This is a genomic window from Streptomyces sp. SID13666 (assembly GCF_010548325.1).
Lineage (GTDB): Bacteria > Actinomycetota > Actinomycetes > Streptomycetales > Streptomycetaceae > Actinacidiphila > Actinacidiphila fildesensis.
On record NZ_JAAGLX010000065.1, the window covers coordinates 17,169 to 35,569 of the forward strand.

Here is an 18,401-nt window from a genome sequence, read left to right on the forward strand (position 1 = left end):
ATGGCCACCCTCACGGTGCCCGACCGGGTACCTCCCCCTGAACCCGCCCAGAAAGCGGCACCCGGAGCCGCGCCCGGGTACGGGCCGTGGCGGCTCGCCTGGCGGCAGTTGAGCCGCCGGCCCGCCGCCCGTTTCGGCCTGGTGGTCGTGGCGCTGCTCGTCGTGATGGCCGCCGGGGCGCCGCTGCTCAGCGCGCTCGGCGGCTGGTCGCCCACCGAGTTCGACCAGACCGCCGTCGATCCCTACCTCGGCGGCCTGCCGCTCGGGCCGCTGGGCGGAATCGGCCCCGACCACTGGCTGGGCGTCGAACCCGTCACCGGCCGCGACCTGTTCGCCCGGGTCGTCAACGGTGCCCAGGTCTCGCTGCTGATCTCGCTCAGCGCCACCGCGGTGGTCGTCCTCGCGGGCACCGCCACCGGGATCGCCGCCGGCTACTTCGGCGGCCGCACCGACGCCGTGCTCAGCCGTCTGATGGACCTGACGATGTCCTTCCCGTCCCTCATCTTCATGATCGCGATGATGTCGGTGGCCCGGGACGTCAACCGGATCTTCCTGATGACCGCCATCATCGGCGTCTTCGGCTGGCCCGGCATCGCCCGCGTCGTCCGCGGCGAGACGCTCTCGGTCAAGCACCGTGAATACGTCGAGGCCGCCCGGGTGGGCGGTTCCGGCGCCTGGCGCATCCTCGGCCGGGAGATCCTGCCCAACGTCTCCGGGCCGATCATCGCGTACACCACCCTGCTCATCCCCGGGATGATCAGCACCGAGGCCGCCCTCAGCTATCTGGGCGTCGGCGTCCGGCCGCCCACGCCCTCCTGGGGCCAGATGATCGCGGACAGCGTCGCGTTCTACGAGACCGACCCGATGTACTTCATCATCCCCAGCCTCTTCCTCTTCCTGGCCGTCCTCGCCTTCACCCTCCTCGGCGACGCGCTGCGCGACATCCTCGATCCCCGGGGAGGCCGCAGGTGATCCTCTACCTCGCCCGCCGGCTCGCCGGAGTCGCCGGCGTGCTCTTCGCGATCTCCGCCATCACCTTCACCATCTTCTACGTCCTGCCCTCCGACCCGGCCGCGGCCGCCTGCGGCAAGAGCTGCAGTCCCGAGCGCCTCGAACTGGTCCGCCACTACATGGGCCTGGACCAGCCGGTCTGGCGGCAGTTCGGCGACTTCCTCACCGGAATCTTCTCCGGCCGCACCCTGGGGGAGGGGCCGCACGCGCTGCACTGCGGATTCCCCTGCTTCGGCTACAGCTACGAGAACTCCGTCCCGGTCTGGGACCTGCTGATGGACCGGCTGCCGGTCTCGGTCTCGCTCGCCGTCGGCGCGTCCGCGCTGTGGCTGCTGCTCGGCCTCGGCGCCGGTGTGACGGCCGCGCTGCGCAAGGACACCCTCGTCGACCGCACCCTGATGGTGGGCGCGGTCGCGGCGGCCTCCATGCCGGTCTACTTCACCTCGGTGATGCTGATCTACGGCGTGATCAGGATCGCCGGCCTGCTGCCGTACCCGACGTACACCGACTTCACCGCCGACCCGCTCGACTGGGCCTCCAACCTGATCCTGCCCTGGCTGGCACTGGCCCTGCTCTACGCCGCCATGTACGCCCGGCAGAGCCGCAGTTCGATGATCGAGGCGATGGCGGAGCCGTACATCCGCACCGCCCGCGCCAAGGGCATGCCGGAGCGCACCGTCATCGTCAAGCACGGGCTGCGCTCCGGGATGACGCCCATCCTCACCCTCTTCGGGATGGACCTCGGCGGCCTGCTGGCCGGCGCCGTCATCACCGAGTCCATCTTCGGACTGCCGGGCGTCGGACGGCTCTTCTACGACGGGCTGGTCCGCTCCGACCAGCCCGTGATCCTCGGCGTCACCCTGCTGGCGGCGTTCTTCATCGTCATCGCCAACCTGGTCGTCGACCTCCTCTACGCCCTTGTCGACCCGAGAGTGAGGTACTGATGGCCGCGCCAGGCCCCCTGCTCGAAGTCCGTGACCTCCAGGTCACGTTCCCCACCCCGGCGGGCCCGGTCCGCGCCGTCGACGGCATCGGCTTCACCGTCGAGGCGGGCCGCACGCTGGGCATCGTCGGCGAGTCCGGATCCGGGAAGTCCGTCACCTCGCTGGCCGTCATGGGCCTGCACCGGGACGCGACCGTCAGCGGATCCATCGCGCTCGACGGCCGGGAGCTCACCGCGCTGCCCGACCGTGAACTGAACCGGCTGCGCGGCCGCCGGATGGCGATGATCTTCCAGGACCCGCTGTCCAGCCTGCATCCCTACTACACGGTCGGCGAGCAGGTGGCCGAGCACTACCGGGTGCACTTCAAGGCCAGCCGCGCGGTCGGCCGGCGGCGGGCCGTCGAGATGCTCGGCGAGGTCGGCATCCCGGAGCCGGCCCGCCGGGCGGCGGACCATCCGCACCAGTTCTCCGGCGGCATGCGGCAGCGCGTCATGATCGCCATGGCGCTGGCCTGCGAACCGGACCTGCTGATCGCGGACGAGCCGACCACCGCGCTCGACGTCACCGTGCAGGCGCAGATCCTCGAACTCATCGCCCGCATCCAGGCCGACCGCGGCCTCGGCGTCGTGATGATCACCCATGACCTGGGCGTCGTCGCCCGCGTCGCCCACGAGGTGCTGGTCATGTACGGCGGCCGGGCCGCGGAACAGGCGCCGGTGGACCAGCTGTTCACCGCGCCCGCGCACCCCTACACCCGCGGGCTGCTCGACTCGCTGCCCCGGCTCGACGACACCGACGACGCGCCGCTGCGCGCCATCCCGGGCAGCCCGCCCTCGCTGCTCGCGCCACCGCCCGGCTGCCCGTACGTGCCGCGCTGCCCGCGGGCGGCGGCCGGGAGCGCGGCGGAACGGGACCGGTGCGCCTCGGAGCGTCCGGCCTTCGGCCTGGCGGCGTCATCGGCCGGCGGGCATCGCGTGGCCTGCCACTACCCGTTGGAAGCGGTTGCCGCCGCTCCGGCCCCAGCGCCGGCCCCGACTCCGGCCCCGACTCCGGCCCCGGAAGGATCACGATGAGCGCCCTGGAGACGGTCGCCGCCCCCGGCGGCGCGGCGGACGGCGGAGCGCCGCCGCTGCTGTCCGTCCGCGATCTCGTCAAGACGTTCCCCGGCCGCCGCACCCGCGGCGGGCGCGCGGGCGCCCCCGCCCGGGCCGTGGACGGCGTCGGGTTCGACATCAACGCGGGCGAAACGCTGGGCCTGGTGGGGGAGTCGGGCTGCGGGAAGTCCACCACCGGGCGGATGATCGTCCGGCTGCTGGAGCCCACCTCGGGCTCCGTCACCTTCGACGGCCGCGACATCAGCCATCTGTCCGCGCGCGCCCTGCGTCCGGTACGGCGCCATGTGCAGATGGTGTTCCAGGACCCGTTCTCGTCCCTCAACCCCCGGCAGACGGTCGCCCGCATCATCTCCGACCCGATGCTGGCGCAGGGCAGTGGAGCGGCCGACGCCCGCAGACGGGCCGCCGAGCTGATGGAGCTGGTCGGCCTCATCCCCGAGCATCTCGACCGCTACCCCCACGAGTTCTCCGGCGGCCAGGCGCAGCGCATCGGCATCGCCCGGTCGCTGGCCACCCGGCCGCGGCTGATCATCGCCGACGAGCCGGTGTCCGCGCTCGACGTCTCCATCCAGGCCCAGATCGTCAACCTGATGGAGACCCTGCAGCGCGAACTCGGCCTCGCCTACCTCTTCATCGCGCACGACCTGTCGGTCGTCAAGCGGGTCTGCGACCGCGTCGCGGTGATGTACCTCGGCCGGATCGTCGAGATCGGCCACAAGGCCGAGGTCTACGGCGCTCCCGCCCACCCCTATACGCGGGCCCTGCTGTCCGCCGTACCGCTGCCCGACCCGGCGGCGGAGCGGGCCCGTGAACGGATCGTGCTGCTCGGCGATCCCCCCAGCCCGGCGCATCCGCCGGCGGGCTGCACCTTCCACCCGCGCTGCCACAAGGCGCGGGAGATCTGCCGCACCGAAGCACCACTGCTGCAGATCGCCGGCCCGGGACAGCGGCAGGCCGCCTGCCACTTCCCGGAGCCCGCACCCGTCGGCCGGACGGGGCTGTGAAGACACGCCCCAGGGCCTGGCCGGCCGATCACGAACGGCCCCTACCGATGGTGTCCCACCCACTCCACCCCACTCCGAGGAGTCCTTGGTGTCCCACGCCCGTTCCGCACGTCCCGCGGGAAGCACCCGCACCACCGGCACTGCCCGCACCACCCGCGCCGTGCGTAAGAGCCTGCTCGTCGCCGCCCTGTCGGCGTCCCTGACCCTGCCGATGATGAACGTCGCCCAGGCGGGGCAGGCAGGTCCGGCAGGTCCGCAGGCCGCTCCCGCCGCTCCGGCCGTCCCGGCGACCTTCGCCGGAGCGCCGGGCGCGGGGGCCCGGGCGTCCGACGGCAACCCGTTCGACGAGGTCCAGCGGCTCGCCAAGGCCGGCACCGTCGCCCCCCACCAGGCGCCTGCCCCCGGCGGTGGCGCGCACGCCGAGGGCAAGCTGCCCGGCGACCAGTCCGCACCGGCGGGCGGCCCGGCGGTGGCCGCCCGCGCCAAGCCGGCCGCTCCGGCGAAGGCGCTGGGCGGCACCGTGCCCTGCACCCTCGACGCCATCACCAAGCTGAGCCCGAAACGCTTCGCGGACTTCCTCGCCGACAACTACACCGTCTCCGTGGAGAACTGTCTGAGCAAGCTGCTCTGGACCTGGGACCCACGCCTCATACCCGTCATGTCCGACGCTCATGTGCAGGCCGTCTCCCAGCGCATAGCCCTGCTCGCGCCGAAACACCGGGGCACCAACGCCAACAACCTGTACGAGATGTTCACGTATCTGCACGCCGTCGCGTACCACGACTACTCGCACACCGAGATCGACGTCACCGACGCCCCGACGGTCGCCGCCATGCAGAAGGCCATCGCCGCCTTCGGGACCGCTCCGCGCACCTTCGACGCGACGAAGCAGAACGCCCAGACGCTGCGCGAGGCGCTCTACGCCGCCAGCGCGCCCGGCCTGCGCCAGTACCAGCTCCCGCTGATCAAGAAGGTGCTCGCCACCATGGCCCCGGGCGCGGCCACCGCCACCAGCGCCGACTGGGGCGGCGCCGTCCTCGCCGCCCTGTCCGTCAACTACCTGGGCGTCTACCCCGGGAACAACGACACCGCCTTCCGCGCGGCGGCCACCGCGGACGCCGCCTACCGCGGCGCCTTCCGGGTGTTCGGCGGCTACGGCCACCTCAAGGGCACCACCAACGACTGGGCGGCGCGCGACGCGGTCGGCGAGTACGGCCGGTTCGGCCAGATCGACGCCCTCAAGCCGGCGATCGTCAACGACCTCGGCACGCTGCTGGGCACCACCGAGGCGGCCTTCGGCAGGATGAGCCCGCCCTGGGTCAGCGCCGCGTCCTGGCTCAACTACTACGACGACTGCGCGCGGTTCAACGTCTGCAAGGCTCAGATCGAGGCGATGCTCTTCCCCCACACCTACACGTACGACAACGGCGCCATCGAGGTCCACACCGGCCTCGACCAGGCCACCGTCGACCAGCTCTACTACGCCAGCAAGCAGGTCAAGACCCAGTTCCTGCGCGTCCTGGGCACCTCCACTCCGCTGGCCGGGGACACCAACACCACCCTGCACATCCACCTGTACGCGTCGCGCGCCGACTACGAGGTCTTCCAGCCGCTGCTCACCGGCTACGGCACCAAGAACGGCGGCATCTACATCGAGGACGGCGCCACCTTCTACACCTACCAGCGCCGGGTGCCGCAGGACTCCTCGCTCACCCTGGAGGAGCTGTTCCGCCACGAGTACACCCACTACCTCAACGGCCGCTGGGCGGTCCCCGGCACCTTCGGTGACACCCGCTGGTACTCCAACGACCTGACCACCGCCATGGACGAGGGGACCGCCGAGTTCTTCGACGGCGGCACCCGCGACGACGGCATCAAGGTCCGCAAGTCCCTGGTGCAGGGCGTCATCGACGACACCGCGGGCGGCGGCCCGCGGATGAGCGTCGACCAGCTGCTGCACGCCACCTACGACGGCGACGGATTCCGCTTCTACGACTACGCGGGCACGTTCTTCGAGTTCCTGTGGACCGAGCACCCGACGCTGCTGCGCGAGATGTACGGCTACGAGCGGGCCGACGACCCGGCCGGCTTCGACGCCTGGCGCACCAGAACCGGCGCCGACGCCGCGCTCCAGCGGGAGTACGACGCCTTCCTGGACCGGCAGATCGCCCAGGTCGCGACGCTGTACGTGCCCGACACGCAGTACACGGCCAACGGGTCGCTGACGTTCGCCACGGCCGCCGAAGTGCAGGCGGCGTTCGCCGCGGCCACCGCCAACACCCCTGTCTGCAAGGACAACGCGGACTGGGACAACAAGGTCCGCTTCACCTGCACCGGCCGCGTCACGGCCAACCTCTCCGACTCCGGGAACCCCGACCGGGTCTTCAAGGACATGTCGGAGACCGTCGACTACTTCCTCCTCGACCGGGCGGGAGCGGCGGCGAACAACCTGGCCGACATGAACTGCACGTTCGGGTCGGTGGATGTGTGGTCGTCGGGCCTGGCGGGCACGAGCGACTACTCGTGCGAGGGCCCGCTGCGCCGCTGACCGCTGCCGCGGGCGCCCATCGACGCCGGCCCCGGCCCCCGCAGGTGCGGGGGCCGGGGGCGGTCCCTCCGGGGTGGGGGTCCGAAATCACCTCTTTACGGGCCTGGCGGCCCACAAACAGCTCGGCAGCATTTCGGACCCCCACCCCTGCGGGCCCGTCCCCCTCCGTATCCATCGCCCTCCGTGCCCGGCTCCCGTGGGGGAGCCGGGCACGTCTGTTGGGGGTCAGGAAACGTGGCTCACTCGGACGGTGGTGACGCGGCCGTCGTGGGATTCGTTCGTCACGGCGATGCGGGTGCCCGTGTCGGGGACCTTGACGCCTACCTGGGGGAGGTCGGCGTTCCAGTAGACGCCGGTGTGGTCGTTGAAGACGGGGACGCCGGCGCGGGACGGGACGGTGACCGGGACGCCGTCCTTGTGGAAGGTGAGGCGGTCGGTGCGGCCGAGGGAGAACGTCGCGTCGAAGGTCTGGGCACGGGCGTTCAGTACGGTGCCGTCGGTGTAGCGCAGGGCCGCCGGGCGGGCGTCGATGGGGAGGAGCAGCCCGCCGCCGGGGTGGTTTGCGGTGGTGTTGTCGCTGTAGGCGGTGTCCCAGAGCCAGATGAGGGCGCCCTGCTGGTACGGGTAGAACTCGACGGTGTCCTTCTTCGCCGGGTTCTTCGGGTCGTTCGACCAGCCGAAGTTGTAGGGCCCGGTCTTGAGGAAGGCGCCGTAGCCGGTGTAGCGGCGGTTCTCCACGATGTAGGCGCGGGGGTGGTCGGTGGCGCCGGTGCGGCCGGTGACGATCGTGAAGCCCTGCGCGGTCCAGCCGGCGGGGCCGGCCTCCGCGCCGTCCGCGAACAGCTGGGTGCCGCCCGCGCTGACGCTCACCGCGTCGGTGAGGACGCCCTTGCCGTGGGTGTTGCTGTCCGAGGTGACGTGGAAGCGGAGCTGTACCTGCTGTCCGGCGTACGCGTCGAGCGGGACGCTCAGTGCGGTCCAGGCGCCGGAGGTGCCGGTGACCACGGGGGTGCCGGTGGGGGTGCGGGGGATCGTGGTGCCGTCCACGGTGCCGGGCAGGGCGGTCCAGTGGCTTCCGCCGTCGGTGGAGGCCTCGACGGTGAAGAAGTCGTAGTCCTTCTCGATGTCGTACCAGAGCCGGGTGTCGAGAACGGCCGGGGCGGTGACGCCGCGCAGGTCGACAGTGCGGGTCAGTGAGCTGTCGAGGAAGTCACCGGTACCGCTCCACCACTGTTTGCCGCCCTCGTACGGGTCGGTGAGTTCTGTGGTGGTGGTCGACGGCGGCAGATGGACGAGCAGCCCCTGCGGATCGGCGGTGTTGTAGCTGGAGACACCGAGCCGGTGGGTGGAGGCGGGGGCGGCCGAAGCGGTCTCCTCGTAGGCGAGCCAGCCGAGTTGGAGCTTGCTCCAGGCGTCGAGGTCGCCCGGGTAGTCGCCGGTCGTGTTCGGGCCCTTGCCGAGGTAGGAGGCCGAGGACATCAGCGACCAGTAGTTGACACTGTTGTCGCCGGTGGCGCCGTACAGGTCCGGCAGCCCGAGGTCGTGGCCGTACTCGTGGGCGAAGAGGCCGACGCCGCTGTTCTCGCCGCCGGTGAGGTAGTCACCCGCCCAGATGCCGGTGTCGCCGACCGGGGTGCCGCCGATCCGGTTGCCCTGCGGGCCCGCCTGCCCCGCCTGGTCGTAGTACGCGAACCAGCGGTGCGCCCAGACGGCTCCGGTGCCCTGGGTGCCGCCGCCCCAGGTCTGGTCCTTGCCGGCGTGCACGACGACGAGGTGGTCGATGTAGCCGTCGGGCTCGTCGAAGTTGCCGTCGTGGTCGAAGTCGTAGCGGTCGTAGTGGTCGTACTGGGCTATCTGGGCCTTGATGGACGCCGGGGTGCGGCCCTTGGCACGCTCGCCGTCGTACCAGGCGGTGGTGGCGTCCCGGATCATGTCCCAGTTGCTGTGGCACTGCTGGCCCTCGGGGCAGTTGTCACTGCCGTAACGGGCCTCGTTCCAGGGCAGCTTGACCCAGTCGGTGACGGTGCCCTCGATGTCGTACCGGCCGGAGGACTGGGTGCGGTAGAAGTTGCGCAGCGAGACGGTGCGGGGGGCGTCGCCGAAGAACTGCTGCTGGTAGTAGGCGCGGTCGAAGTCCTTGCGCCAGACGGTGTGGTTGTCGGCCTTCGCGGGGCGGCCGGTGGTGTTGTGCAGCGGGCCGGGCTCGCCGCCGTAGCGGGGTTGGCCGTTGTTCATGGTGGTGCTGTCCACCTGGTCGCCGAACTCGGCGAGGATGACGAAGATCTTGTCCGTGCGCTCCTGGGCCAGTTCGGCGTACTGCTTGCCGATCTTGACGGTGTGGGGGAGCGTCCCGCCGGGCGAGCGGGCCACCGAACCGGCGGCGACGTGCTCCAGCGCCTGCCGGCGCAGCGCCTGGCGCTGCAGGTCCATCGGGCTGGACGGGGCGTCGGCGTGCCGGACGTCCTCGGAGGCGCTGCCGGCGGGGCCCGGGGTGGCGGCCGGTGGTGCGGTCGAGGCCGCGGCCGGGCCCGTGAGCAGCAGCGCGCCGGCTATCGCGGCGCTGGTGAGCGCCGCGATGCCGGGCAGGGTGATTCTGCGCAACGTACAGGTCCTTTCGGAGGAACTGCGGGAGCGCCTCCCGGAGGGGGAGGGGCGGTGAGCGCAGGTAATATTTCACATGTCAAAGGTGATGTGTAGGGGCTGCACCGAGACGCCTTGAACTCGTCCGACAGGGGCGCGATACGGTCGCGGGGATCGGTAGCCGACTCGCGAGGGGAACCACGTGCCCGGGATCCAACTCACCGCCGGAACCATCGACTTCGAGGACACCGGGGGGCCGGGACCGGTCGTCGTCCTGCTGCACGGACTCGGCCAGAGCGGCACCGTCTGGAAGCGGGTCGTCGACGATCTGCGCACCGACCACCGCTGTGTGATCCCGGACCTGCCGACCGGCGGCCACCGCCGTCCGATGCGGCCGGAGGCCGAGCTGTCACTGCGAAGTGGCGTTCCAGCAGTTCCAGCGCGGGCCCGTCCTGGACGGTCAGCGGTGCGCCGTCCGGCGTCCGCGCGTTCACCGCGATGTCCACCAGCGCGCGGAGGTGCGCCGGGTGGGTGCTCATGAACTCCAGGTTCGCCTCGATGTAGGCGGCAAGGACCGCTGCCCGCCCGGCGACGGCTGCGATCCGCGGCCGGATGAAGGCCACGGCGGTGGTCGTCGCCTCGTCGACCACCGCCCGCACACCGAGCTGCTGTCCGCTGCCGCAGGCCCTTTACCAGGGGTGTTCGAGTAGGTGATGCTGTCCCGGCGCTGGAGGAATGATCGACACGGCGGGAGCCGGTCGGTTCGGAGGGGAAGGCCGCGGTGTGCGCGTAGTGCTGCTTGGTCCGGTTCAGGGGTACGCCGACGACGGGACGCCGGTCGAGGTGGGTGGTGTCCGGCTGCGGATGCTCCTCGCCAGGCTCGCCCTCGAAGAGGGCCGGACGGTCTCCGTCGACTCGCTCGTCGACGGCCTCTGGGGCGAGGAGCCGCCCGCCGAAGCGGCCAACGCGCTGCAGGCGCTGGTGTCCCGGCTCCGCAGGGCGCTGCGCGGGTCCGCGACGGTGGAGTCCGCATCCGGCGGTTACCGGCTCTCGGTGCGCGCTGAGGACGTGGACGTCCACCGCTTCGAGGAACTGGCCGCCCGGGGCAGACGGGCCCTCGCGGCCGGGCGGCCCGGCGAGGCGGCCTCGCTGCTCGGAACGGCGCTCGGGCTGTGGCAGGGCGCGGCGCTCGCCGATGTCCTCGATGCCCCCTTCGCCGGGCCCGTCGCGACCCGGCTCGACGATCTGCGCACCGCGGCTGCCGAGGACCACAGCGATGCCGAACTGCGGCTCGGACGGTACGGAGAGGTGCTCGCCGACCTCGAAGCGACCGGCGCCGAACGGCCGTTGAGCGAGCGGGTCGCCGGGCTGCGGATGCGGGCGCTGTCCGCGGCCGGACGGCAGTCCGACGCCCTCGCGGTGTACGAGGCGATACGCAAGCGGCTCGCCGACGAACTCGGCGTCGATCCGTCGGCCGAACTGCGGGAGATCCATCTGGTCCTGCTGCGCGGCGAGCTGGAGACACCGGCCGAGCGGGCCGAGACCGCCCCGAGCCGCCTCCCGGCCCGGCTGACCAGCTTCGTCGGCCGGGACGGTGAACTGGAGCGGCTCGCCGGTCAGTTGGACCGCAATCGGCTCATTACCATCGTCGGCCCCGGTGGCGCCGGCAAGACCCGGCTCTCCCTCGAAGCGGCCACCCGGGACCGCGCCCACGCCCGCGGCAGGGTCTGGTTCGTGCCGCTCGCCGGTGTGAGCGCACCGGACCAGCTGGCCGACGCGGTACTCGGCGCCCTCAGCTCCACCGACGGCCGCCTCTACGACGCAGGCCAGGGGCAGCGGACCACCCCGGTCGAGCGCATGGCCGGGCTCTTCGGCAGCGGCGACGCCCTGCTCCTGCTCGACAACTGCGAGCACCTCGTCGAGGCGGCCGCGGAACTCGCCGCCGAACTCCTCGACAAGCTGCCGGAGCTGCGGATCCTCGCCACCAGCCGCGAGGCGCTCGCCATCACCGGCGAGTCGCTGTGCCACCTCGGCCCCCTCGACATCCCGATGGGATCACCGGAGCCCGCCGAGGCCGCGCAGTCGCCCGCCGTCCGCCTCTTCGTCGACCGGGCCGCCGGAGTCCGGCCGGACTTCACGCTCGAGGACTCGACCCTCGACGCCGTCGTCGAGGTCTGCCGGCGGCTCGACGGGATGCCGCTCGCCCTCGAACTGGCCGCGGCGAAGCTCCGCTCGATGAGCGTCGAGCAGATCGCGCGCCGCCTCGACGACCGCTTCCGCCTCCTCGCCTCGGGCAGCCGCACCGCCCTGCCCCGGCAGCGCACCCTGCTCGCGCTCGTCGAGTGGAGCTGGGACCTGCTCGACGAACCCGAGCGGATCCTCGCCCGCAGACTGTCGGTGTTCCCGGGCGGCGCGACCGTCCCCGCGCTCGAAGCGGTCTGCGCGGACCCGTCGCTCCCGGCCGCCGACGTCCCGTACGTCCTGGACGCCCTGGTCGAGAAATCGCTGGTCCACACCGTCGACGAACGGCTGGGCGAGCCGCGCTACCGGATGCTGGAGACGGTCCGTGCGTACGCGGCGCGGCAACTCGCGGACGCCGAGTCCGGGGACGCCGTCATCCAGCGGTATGCCGCGTACTTCCTGGCCCTCGCGGAAGAACACGAACCCCGGCTCCGTACCGGCGAACAGCTGCGCGCGATCGAGGTGTTCGACGCCGAACACGACAACCTCGTCCTCGCGCTGCGCTCGGTCGTCGACGCCCGGGACGACGGGGACCTGGCCGCGCGCTTCGCCGGGGCGATGTTCTGGTACTGGGGGATCAGGGGGATGAGCACCCAGCTCGACACCCATCTGGCGGAGGCCGCCGGGCCGGATTCCGTACCGGCAGGGGACTCCGGACGGGGGGCAGCGGGCGGCGAACGTCCGGCCGTCGAGGGGGAATCGGCGACGGCGCGGGAGTTCCACCCGGCCGTACTGCTCCTGCGGATGTCCCAGGCCTCCTTCCCCGCCCGCGGATCGGGACCGGGCGGAAGCGCGGACCAGGATCCCCTCGACTCGCCCGACCCGTGGGTCCGGGCCGGCGCCCACCTGGCACGGGACTTCGCCCTCACCGAACAGGGCGACCTGGTCACCGGCGCCGAGTCCCGGATGGAGGCCCTGCGCGGCTTCGAGGAGGTGGGCGACCGCTGGGGGCTCGTGATGAGCCTGCTCCCGATCGGCCGCGACCACTCCCTGCGCGGCGAGTACCCGCAGGCCATCGCCACCTTCGAACGGACCGTGGCACTCAGCTCGGAACTCGGCACCGAGGACTACCTCTACCTCAGCAAGGCCAGACTCGCCCGCGAACGCCGGCGCAGCGGCGACCTGGAAGGCGCCTTCCGCGATCTGCACGCCGCGCACCGGCAGGCCCGCGAGCGCGGACAGCTGCGGCTGGAGGCCAACATCCTCGTGGGCCTGGCCAATGTGCACCGCAGGGCCGGTGACCTGGCGCAGTCCGACGCGACCCTCGACCGTCTCGAGGCGCTGAGCGCCCGGCGCCCCTCCCTCAGGGAGACCGCCCGCGACCTGATCGTCAGCACCCGCATCGAGAACCGTCTCGCCGAGGGTGACGCCGTACGGGCCAGGACCCTGCTGCCGGAGGCGGCCGGCGCCCTGTTCGGCCAGGGCGCGGGCGCCGCGCTCGCCTGGGTGGCCGAACTGCTGGGCGGACTGCGGACCTTGGAGGGGGCCCCCGAGGAGGGCGCCAGATCGCTCGGCATGAGCCAGGTGATGCGCGGCGCCTTCGACTGGGGCGAGCCCGAGTGGCGCGAGCTGGTCGACCGGATCGTGGCGACGCTGGGCGAGGAGGGCTTCAGGAAGGCGTACGAGGAGGGGGCCGCTCACTCCCGCGAGGACGCACTGCGGTGGCTGGAGGCGGAGACCCTGCGGACGGTGCCGCGCGCCTGACGAGGCGCCCGCGGTCATGCGGACAGCCGGGCGGGGTCCGCTCCACCCCCGTGGGTGCGGACCCCGCCCGGCCGGACTTGTCACCGGAGGACCTGGGGGATCATCCGGCGTTCTTGCGGTAGGCCCGCATGGCCAGCGGGAAGAAGACCACGATCACACCGGCCATCCAGGCGAGGCTGCCGGCCAGCGAGCCGGCGACCGGGCCGCCGTTGAGCAGACCGCGGACCGCGTCGGCCACCAGCGAGACGGGGTTGACGTCGGACCAGGCCTGGAGCCAGTCGGCCATCTTGTTGTCGGCGACGAAGACGTTGCTGGCGAAGGTGAGCGGCAGGATCAGGATGGTCATCAGGCCCTGCACGGAGGCGGGGCTCTTGATCAGCATGCCGAGGAACACCGAGATCCAGGAGAAGCTGAGCGCGAAGCCGATGAGCAGGGCGACCGCGGCGAGCGAGGCGACCGGGTTGGTCCCGACGCGGTACCCCATGATCAGGGCGAGGACGACCAGGGTGGCCAGGCAGGCGACGTAGCGGACGATGTCCGCGAGGACGGCGCCGATCAGCGGGCTGGAGCGGGCGATCGGCATGCTGCGGAACCGGTCGAAGATCCCGGTACTGGCGTCCGCGCTGAGCGAGGCGCCGATCCCGATGCTGGCCTGGAAGACGGCCATGACCATGACGCCTGGGGTGACGTGCTGCAGATAGCCGTGGGTGTCACCGCCGGACATGGCGTCCCCGAACAGGTAGATGAACATCAGCAGGCTGATGATCGGGGTGAGGATCACATCGACCAGCTGCATCGGCGACTTCATGAACTTGATGACGCCGCGGCCGGCGAGGGCGAGGCTGTGCTGGGCGGTCTGCGCGAGGCCGATACGGCCGGGGAGCTCGGCGGGGGCGCTGAGGGTCTGGGTGCTCATGACAGGGGTCCTCTCGGGAAGGTCTGCAGGGAACGGAAGGGCTCAGACGGCGACGGGCTGCTCGTCCGCGACGGCCGGCTCGTGTCCGGTCAGGGCGAGGAAGACCTCGTCGAGGCTGGGCAGGCGCAGGCCGAGCTCGTCGGCGGTGATGCCGGCGCCGTCCAGGCGGCGGGCGACCGCGGCGACGAGCAGCGGGTCGTCGGCCGGGACGGTCAGCACGCCGGAGTCCTGCGCGGGGGTGTGGCCGGACAGCTCGGCGAGCAGCTGCGCCACCTGCGGCACATCGACGGCCATGGCGGGCCGGACCTGGAGGATCTGGCCGCCGACGCGGCGCTTGAGCTCACCGGGCCGGCCTTCGGCGACCTTGCGGCCCTTGTCGAAGACGGTGATGGAGTCGGCGAGCTGGTCGGCCTCTTCGAGGTACTGGGTGGTCAGCAGCACGGTGGAGCCGTCCGCGACCAACTGCCGTACGACGTTCCAGACCTCCTGCCGGGCGTGCGGGTCCAGGCCGGTGGTGGGCTCGTCCAGGAAGAGCACCTGCGGCCGGCCGACCAGGGAGGCGGCCAGGTCCAGGCGCCGCCGCATCCCGCCGGAGAAGGTGGCGATCGGCTTGCGGGCCGCCTCGGTGAGGGAGAAGTTCTCCAGGAGCTCGGCGGCCCGCGCCTTCGCGTCGCGCCGGGCCAGGCCGAGCAGCCGCCCGATGAGCACCAGGTTCTCGGCGCCGGACAGGGTCTCGTCCACGGAGGCGAACTGACCGGTCAGCCCGATCAGCTGCCGGACCCTGACCGGATCCTTGACGATGTCGTAGCCGCCGATGCTGGCGTGCCCGGCGTCGGGGCGCATCAGCGTGGCCAGGATGCGCACGGTGGTGGTCTTGCCGGCGCCGTTGGGACCCAGGACACCGACGACCTTGCCGGCCGGCACCTCCAGGTCGACGCCGTCCAGGGCGGTGAAGTCGCCGTACTTCTTGACCAGTCCCTCGGCCCGGATCGCGTACCCCATGTTCAACAACTCCTCGTCAGGTCCTCGTCGTTCTCGATGACCATGACGATGCCGGGCCCGGCTGACAGTCCGCGGACAGCCCGCTGACGACGGTCGACGACGGTTGTCAGGCGCTGTCAGGGCTTACGCGAACAGGCCCGGCGCCCGCTCCTTGAGGAGCGGGCGCCGGGCCTGTCGGGTTCCGTGCTGCGGGGTCCGGTGGAATCGCTGCCTTTCCTTCAGCGTTGGTGTCTGCTGATCTGCGCCCACCACCGATGACCGGGACCATGCCTGTGATCACTCCGTTTCAGATCGCTGGAGTTTCGGTGAGGGAGGTGGGGTGGTGGCGGATCGGGTGAGGGTGTCGAGTCGGGCGGCGAGGTCGGGGTGGGTGGTGGTCAGGTGGGGGCGGGTGGCGTTGAGGGGGCGGATGAGGGCCGCGGGGTCGTCCTCGGCGAGGGCGGCGTCGAGCTGGCCGAGGGTTCCGCGGGCCGCGGTGGGGAGGTCGGTGAGAGTGGTGATCTGGGCGGCGATGCGGCGAAGATCGGCGGCGTTGTCGCGGGCCCAGGCGGCGAGGGTGCGGTCGGCGGCGCGGCCTTGTCGGGTGGCCTGGACGCGTTGTTCTCCGGTGGTTCCGGCGGGTCCGGGGCGGCCTCGCAGGTAGCGGCGTTCGGCGGCCTGGCGGCTGGTCACACCCAGGGGGTGGGCGAGGTCGGCCCAGCTGGCTCCCGCATGGCGGGCGGTCTCGATCAGGCCGGTTTCCCATCCGGAGAGATTTTCGCGGATCTGCCGCAGCAGCAGGAGGGAGGCCAGGGCCTGTTCCGGGCCGGCAGCGGGGGCGCGGGCGCCGGGGGAGCCCGGGGTCTCATGCTGGGCGGCGTGCAGTTCACCGTCGATGGCTTCCAGGGCTGCCGCGGCGGCGAGAAAGGAAGCCGGGCTCTGGGTGTCGGTGCGGGGAGAGGCCGGTTGGTCGGCGGCTGCCATGGGCACCTCCTTCTGGACTGTCAGCCTTTGGACGACACCATGTTTGTCATCCATTGGATGACATGCTACAACGGATTCCGTGCAGCGCATTGGCAGCTACTGCCCGAACCTTCTGGAGGTGTTTCGCAATGTTGATGCGCACTGACCCCTTCCGCGAGCTGGACCGGATCGCCCAGCAGCTGACCGGCTCCGGCACCTGGACGCGGCCTTCCGCGATGGCGATGGACGCCTACCGCGAGGGCGACGAGTACGTGGTGGCGTTCGACCTTCCCGGTGTCAGCGCGGAGTCGATCGACATCGACGTCGAGCGGAACATGCTGACCGTCAAGGCCGAGCGCCGGCCCGCGGCGAAAGCCGACGACGTCGCGATGGAGTTGTCGGAACGGCCGCTGGGCGTGTTCTCCCGTCAGCTCGTGCTGGCCGACACCCTGGACACCGAGCGCATCAGGGCCGACTACGACGCCGGGGTACTCACCTTGCGCATCCCGATCGCCGAGCGCGCCAAGCCCCGCAAGATCGCCATCGGCGGTGGCTCCTCCCGCCAGCAGATCTCCGGCTGACCCGGCGCCGGCCGGGACCGACGCGGCGGAGGACGGGCACGTGCCCCTCTCGATCGTCCTCCGCACCGGACGAAGGAAAGGCGGCGGCCGACATGGCCCTGCGATGGGAAGCATTCCTCGACCAGGTGACCGAACGCGGGGAATACGGCAGCCGCCAGGAGGCGGAACGCGCGACCCGCGTGGTGCTCGCCCTGCTCGGCGCCCACCTGGTCGGCCAGGTGCGGGCCCACCTGGCGGCGCGTCTGCCGGAAGGCTTCGCCCTGATCCTGCTCAACCCGCTGCAGAGCGCCGAACCCCTCCCGCCGGAGCGGTTCCTGCGGGCGGCGGCGGCCTGGATCGAGGGAGCCACCGAGACGACCGCGGCCTGGGACGTCAGCGCCGTCCTCAGCACCGTCGCCGACGCGACCGACGGCGACCTGCTCCACGAGGTCCTGCTCCAACTCCCCGCGGGCTACGACCTCCTGTTCGGCCGCCCCCAACCCACCTGACCACCCACCCGCCGGGTGCCGGCACCACCACCACGGATACAGAAAGGCAGCCACCGCAGTGATCTCCGACCTGCGCGCACCGCTCCAGCACCCAACCGCCATGACCTACGAGCAGATGCTGGAGAAAGTCCGCTACGAGGGCGTCTACCCCACTCGGGAGCGGGCCGAGGAAGCCGTCCGCGTCGTCCTTTCGGGACTCGGCCGCCAGCTGACAGGCGACGAACGCGTCGAACTCGCCGCCCGCCTGCCCTTCGAGGCCGCCTGCATCCTCACCGCCCAAATCCCCGCCCACCGACCCCTGACCGGATGGGCCTTCGTCCAGGACCTCGCCGACCGCACCGGCGCCACCCCCGCCACCACCCGCTGGGACACCGGCTCCGTCCTGGCCGCCGTCACCGCTCTGGCCGACCCCGACCTGATCACCCGCATCCTGAAGCAGCTCCCCAACGGCTACGCCCTGTTGTTCGGCCGAGCCGAACTCACCCAGGCCGCATAAGGAGCCCACCGTCGCGCGCACGGCACCGCCCAGGACCCAGCGATCACACGAATCGGCTGCACGGTCATCGTGGTACTACCGGGCGAGAACGGCACTCACCGTCTTCCCACCGGCCGGCCGGTGGGTCACGGCGGTGGCGTGCGCGAGGCGGTTGACCATGGGCCGGCCGAAACCTCCCGTCCCTCCGATACCCGTCAATCGTGTCGCTGTTCTGTTCGAAAGCGACTACCTCACCGTCGGGTACCCGAAAATCTGTGATGGCTGGAGTAGACATTGGGCGGCGGTGTGGTTATGGTTTCTCTCGTAGCCGAGATCAAGAACGGCCCGGCAGAGATGAACTGCCAGGCAGTAGTACGCAGTTGCAGGTGTAGTTCGCAGGGCGGTGCGGTGGTGGAGTCGCGAAGCCAGAGCAGGTGCAGGACGGCGACGGGACTGACGACCGGACCGGGTGGCCCGCAGTGATCAGGGGCCGCCGTGAGCGGTAACGCAGTGGCAGTACCCGCAAGTGCAGTTCGCAGTACCCAGCAGTGAAGTCAGTGAGCGGTACCTCGGTGAAGGCGTCGGCTGCGGACGCGCGCACCGGGAGGTTCGGCAGTGGGGTTCTAAGCCAGGGCAGTTGTAGTACGGGCGACGGGGCTGGCTGTCGGAGAGTGGCGCTTTTGCAGGCCACTGGCGGTTTGCAGTACCCAGCAGTGCGGTACATGAGTGGTACCTCGGTGAAGGCGTCGGCTGCGGGCGCGCGCACTGGGAGGTTCGGCAGTGGGGTTCTAAGCCAGGGCAGTTGTAGTACGGGCGACGGGGCTGGCTGTCGGAGGGTGGTGTAGTGAAG

General features: G+C 71.5%; 13 protein-coding genes and 1 pseudogene. 9 read left to right on the forward strand and 5 right to left on the reverse strand.

What is annotated here, in order from left to right:
* From G3I60_RS40390 to G3I60_RS40410, 5 genes are all read left to right on the forward strand, one after another.
* Entirely contained in the window at nt 1-972 is a 972-nt protein-coding gene (locus tag G3I60_RS40390) for an ABC transporter permease (protein ID WP_164294558.1), read from the forward strand.
* Entirely contained in the window at nt 969-1,955 is a 987-nt protein-coding gene (locus tag G3I60_RS40395) for an ABC transporter permease (protein ID WP_164294559.1), read from the forward strand. The genes G3I60_RS40390 and G3I60_RS40395 overlap by 4 nt, the downstream gene beginning before the upstream one ends.
* Nucleotides 1,955-3,028, forward strand: coding sequence for an ABC transporter ATP-binding protein (locus tag G3I60_RS40400; protein WP_164294560.1), 1,074 nt, complete (start codon nt 1,955-1,957; stop codon nt 3,026-3,028). Before G3I60_RS40395 ends, G3I60_RS40400 begins: the two co-directional genes overlap by 1 nt.
* Entirely contained in the window at nt 3,025-4,074 is a 1,050-nt protein-coding gene (locus tag G3I60_RS40405; RefSeq protein ID WP_164608452.1) for an ABC transporter ATP-binding protein, read from the forward strand. The genes G3I60_RS40400 and G3I60_RS40405 overlap by 4 nt, the downstream gene beginning before the upstream one ends.
* 211 nt (nt 4,075-4,285) lie before the next feature.
* Nucleotides 4,286-6,622, forward strand: a complete 2,337-nt coding sequence (locus G3I60_RS40410; RefSeq protein WP_164608453.1) for a collagenase — start codon at nt 4,286-4,288, stop codon at nt 6,620-6,622.
* Nucleotides 6,623-6,847: 225 nt separating this feature from the next.
* Here G3I60_RS40410 and G3I60_RS40415 read toward each other — a convergent pair whose 3' ends face one another.
* Nucleotides 6,848-9,223, reverse strand: a complete 2,376-nt coding sequence (locus G3I60_RS40415) for an immune inhibitor A domain-containing protein (protein ID WP_239070892.1) — start codon at nt 9,221-9,223, stop codon at nt 6,848-6,850.
* A 762-nt stretch (nt 9,224-9,985) separates the two neighbouring features.
* On the opposite strand from G3I60_RS40415, the gene G3I60_RS40420 reads away from it, so the two are divergent.
* Entirely contained in the window at nt 9,986-13,147 is a 3,162-nt protein-coding gene (locus G3I60_RS40420; protein WP_343241100.1) for a BTAD domain-containing putative transcriptional regulator, read from the forward strand.
* A 100-nt stretch (nt 13,148-13,247) separates the two neighbouring features.
* On the opposite strand, the gene G3I60_RS40425 is transcribed toward G3I60_RS40420, so the two are convergent.
* The 3 genes from G3I60_RS40425 to G3I60_RS40435 all read right to left on the reverse strand — a co-directional run bounded on the left by G3I60_RS40425 (nt 13,248) and on the right by G3I60_RS40435 (nt 16,028).
* On the reverse strand, nt 13,248-14,063 hold the full coding sequence (locus tag G3I60_RS40425) for an ABC transporter permease (protein WP_164294563.1): 816 nt from the start codon (nt 14,061-14,063) through the stop codon (nt 13,248-13,250).
* A 42-nt stretch (nt 14,064-14,105) separates the two neighbouring features.
* On the reverse strand, nt 14,106-15,065 hold the full coding sequence (locus tag G3I60_RS40430) for an ATP-binding cassette domain-containing protein (protein WP_164294564.1): 960 nt from the start codon (nt 15,063-15,065) through the stop codon (nt 14,106-14,108).
* A 276-nt stretch (nt 15,066-15,341) separates the two neighbouring features.
* Nucleotides 15,342-16,028, reverse strand: a complete 687-nt coding sequence (locus G3I60_RS40435) for a type III effector protein (RefSeq protein WP_138356552.1) — start codon at nt 16,026-16,028, stop codon at nt 15,342-15,344.
* Between the two features lie 128 nt (nt 16,029-16,156).
* Here G3I60_RS40435 and G3I60_RS40440 point away from each other — a divergent pair, with 128 nt between their 5' ends.
* The 3 genes from G3I60_RS40440 to G3I60_RS40450 all read left to right on the forward strand — a co-directional run bounded on the left by G3I60_RS40440 (nt 16,157) and on the right by G3I60_RS40450 (nt 17,572).
* Nucleotides 16,157-16,588 carry an Hsp20/alpha crystallin family protein gene (locus tag G3I60_RS40440; RefSeq protein ID WP_138356553.1) on the forward strand — a complete coding sequence of 144 codons (432 nt, stop codon included), beginning with the start codon at nt 16,157-16,159 and terminating at the stop codon, nt 16,586-16,588.
* A 92-nt stretch (nt 16,589-16,680) separates the two neighbouring features.
* Entirely contained in the window at nt 16,681-17,076 is a 396-nt protein-coding gene (locus G3I60_RS40445; protein WP_164294565.1) for a DUF2267 domain-containing protein, read from the forward strand.
* A gap of 100 nt (nt 17,077-17,176) precedes the next feature.
* Nucleotides 17,177-17,572 (forward strand): DUF2267 domain-containing protein, encoded by a 396-nt coding sequence (locus tag G3I60_RS40450; RefSeq protein WP_138356555.1) that lies wholly within the window; start codon nt 17,177-17,179, stop codon nt 17,570-17,572.
* A gap of 75 nt (nt 17,573-17,647) precedes the next feature.
* Here the strand turns inward: G3I60_RS40450 and G3I60_RS46090 are convergent.
* Nucleotides 17,648-17,758: pseudogene (locus G3I60_RS46090) on the reverse strand (ATP-binding protein); the annotation flags it as partial.
* Nucleotides 17,759-18,401 lie beyond the last annotated feature (643 nt).

Excerpts from the sequence above, each read along its gene's own strand:
- G3I60_RS40410 (WP_164608453.1), top strand. The coding sequence starts at position 4,286 with ATGATGAACGTCGCCCAGGCGGGGCAGGCAGGTCCGGCAGGTCCGCAG.
- G3I60_RS40430 (WP_164294564.1), bottom strand. The coding sequence starts at position 15,065 with ATGGGGTACGCGATCCGGGCCGAGGGACTGGTCAAGAAGTACGGCGAC.
- G3I60_RS40390 (WP_164294558.1), top strand. The coding sequence starts at position 1 with ATGGCCACCCTCACGGTGCCCGACCGGGTACCTCCCCCTGAACCCGCC.
- G3I60_RS40435 (WP_138356552.1), bottom strand. The coding sequence starts at position 16,028 with ATGGCAGCCGCCGACCAACCGGCCTCTCCCCGCACCGACACCCAGAGC.
- G3I60_RS40440 (WP_138356553.1), top strand. The coding sequence starts at position 16,157 with ATGTTGATGCGCACTGACCCCTTCCGCGAGCTGGACCGGATCGCCCAG.
- G3I60_RS40425 (WP_164294563.1), bottom strand. The coding sequence starts at position 14,063 with ATGAGCACCCAGACCCTCAGCGCCCCCGCCGAGCTCCCCGGCCGTATC.
- G3I60_RS40445 (WP_164294565.1), top strand. The coding sequence starts at position 16,681 with ATGGCCCTGCGATGGGAAGCATTCCTCGACCAGGTGACCGAACGCGGG.
- G3I60_RS40450 (WP_138356555.1), top strand. The coding sequence starts at position 17,177 with ATGACCTACGAGCAGATGCTGGAGAAAGTCCGCTACGAGGGCGTCTAC.
- G3I60_RS40405 (WP_164608452.1), top strand. The coding sequence starts at position 3,025 with ATGAGCGCCCTGGAGACGGTCGCCGCCCCCGGCGGCGCGGCGGACGGC.
- G3I60_RS40400 (WP_164294560.1), top strand. The coding sequence starts at position 1,955 with ATGGCCGCGCCAGGCCCCCTGCTCGAAGTCCGTGACCTCCAGGTCACG.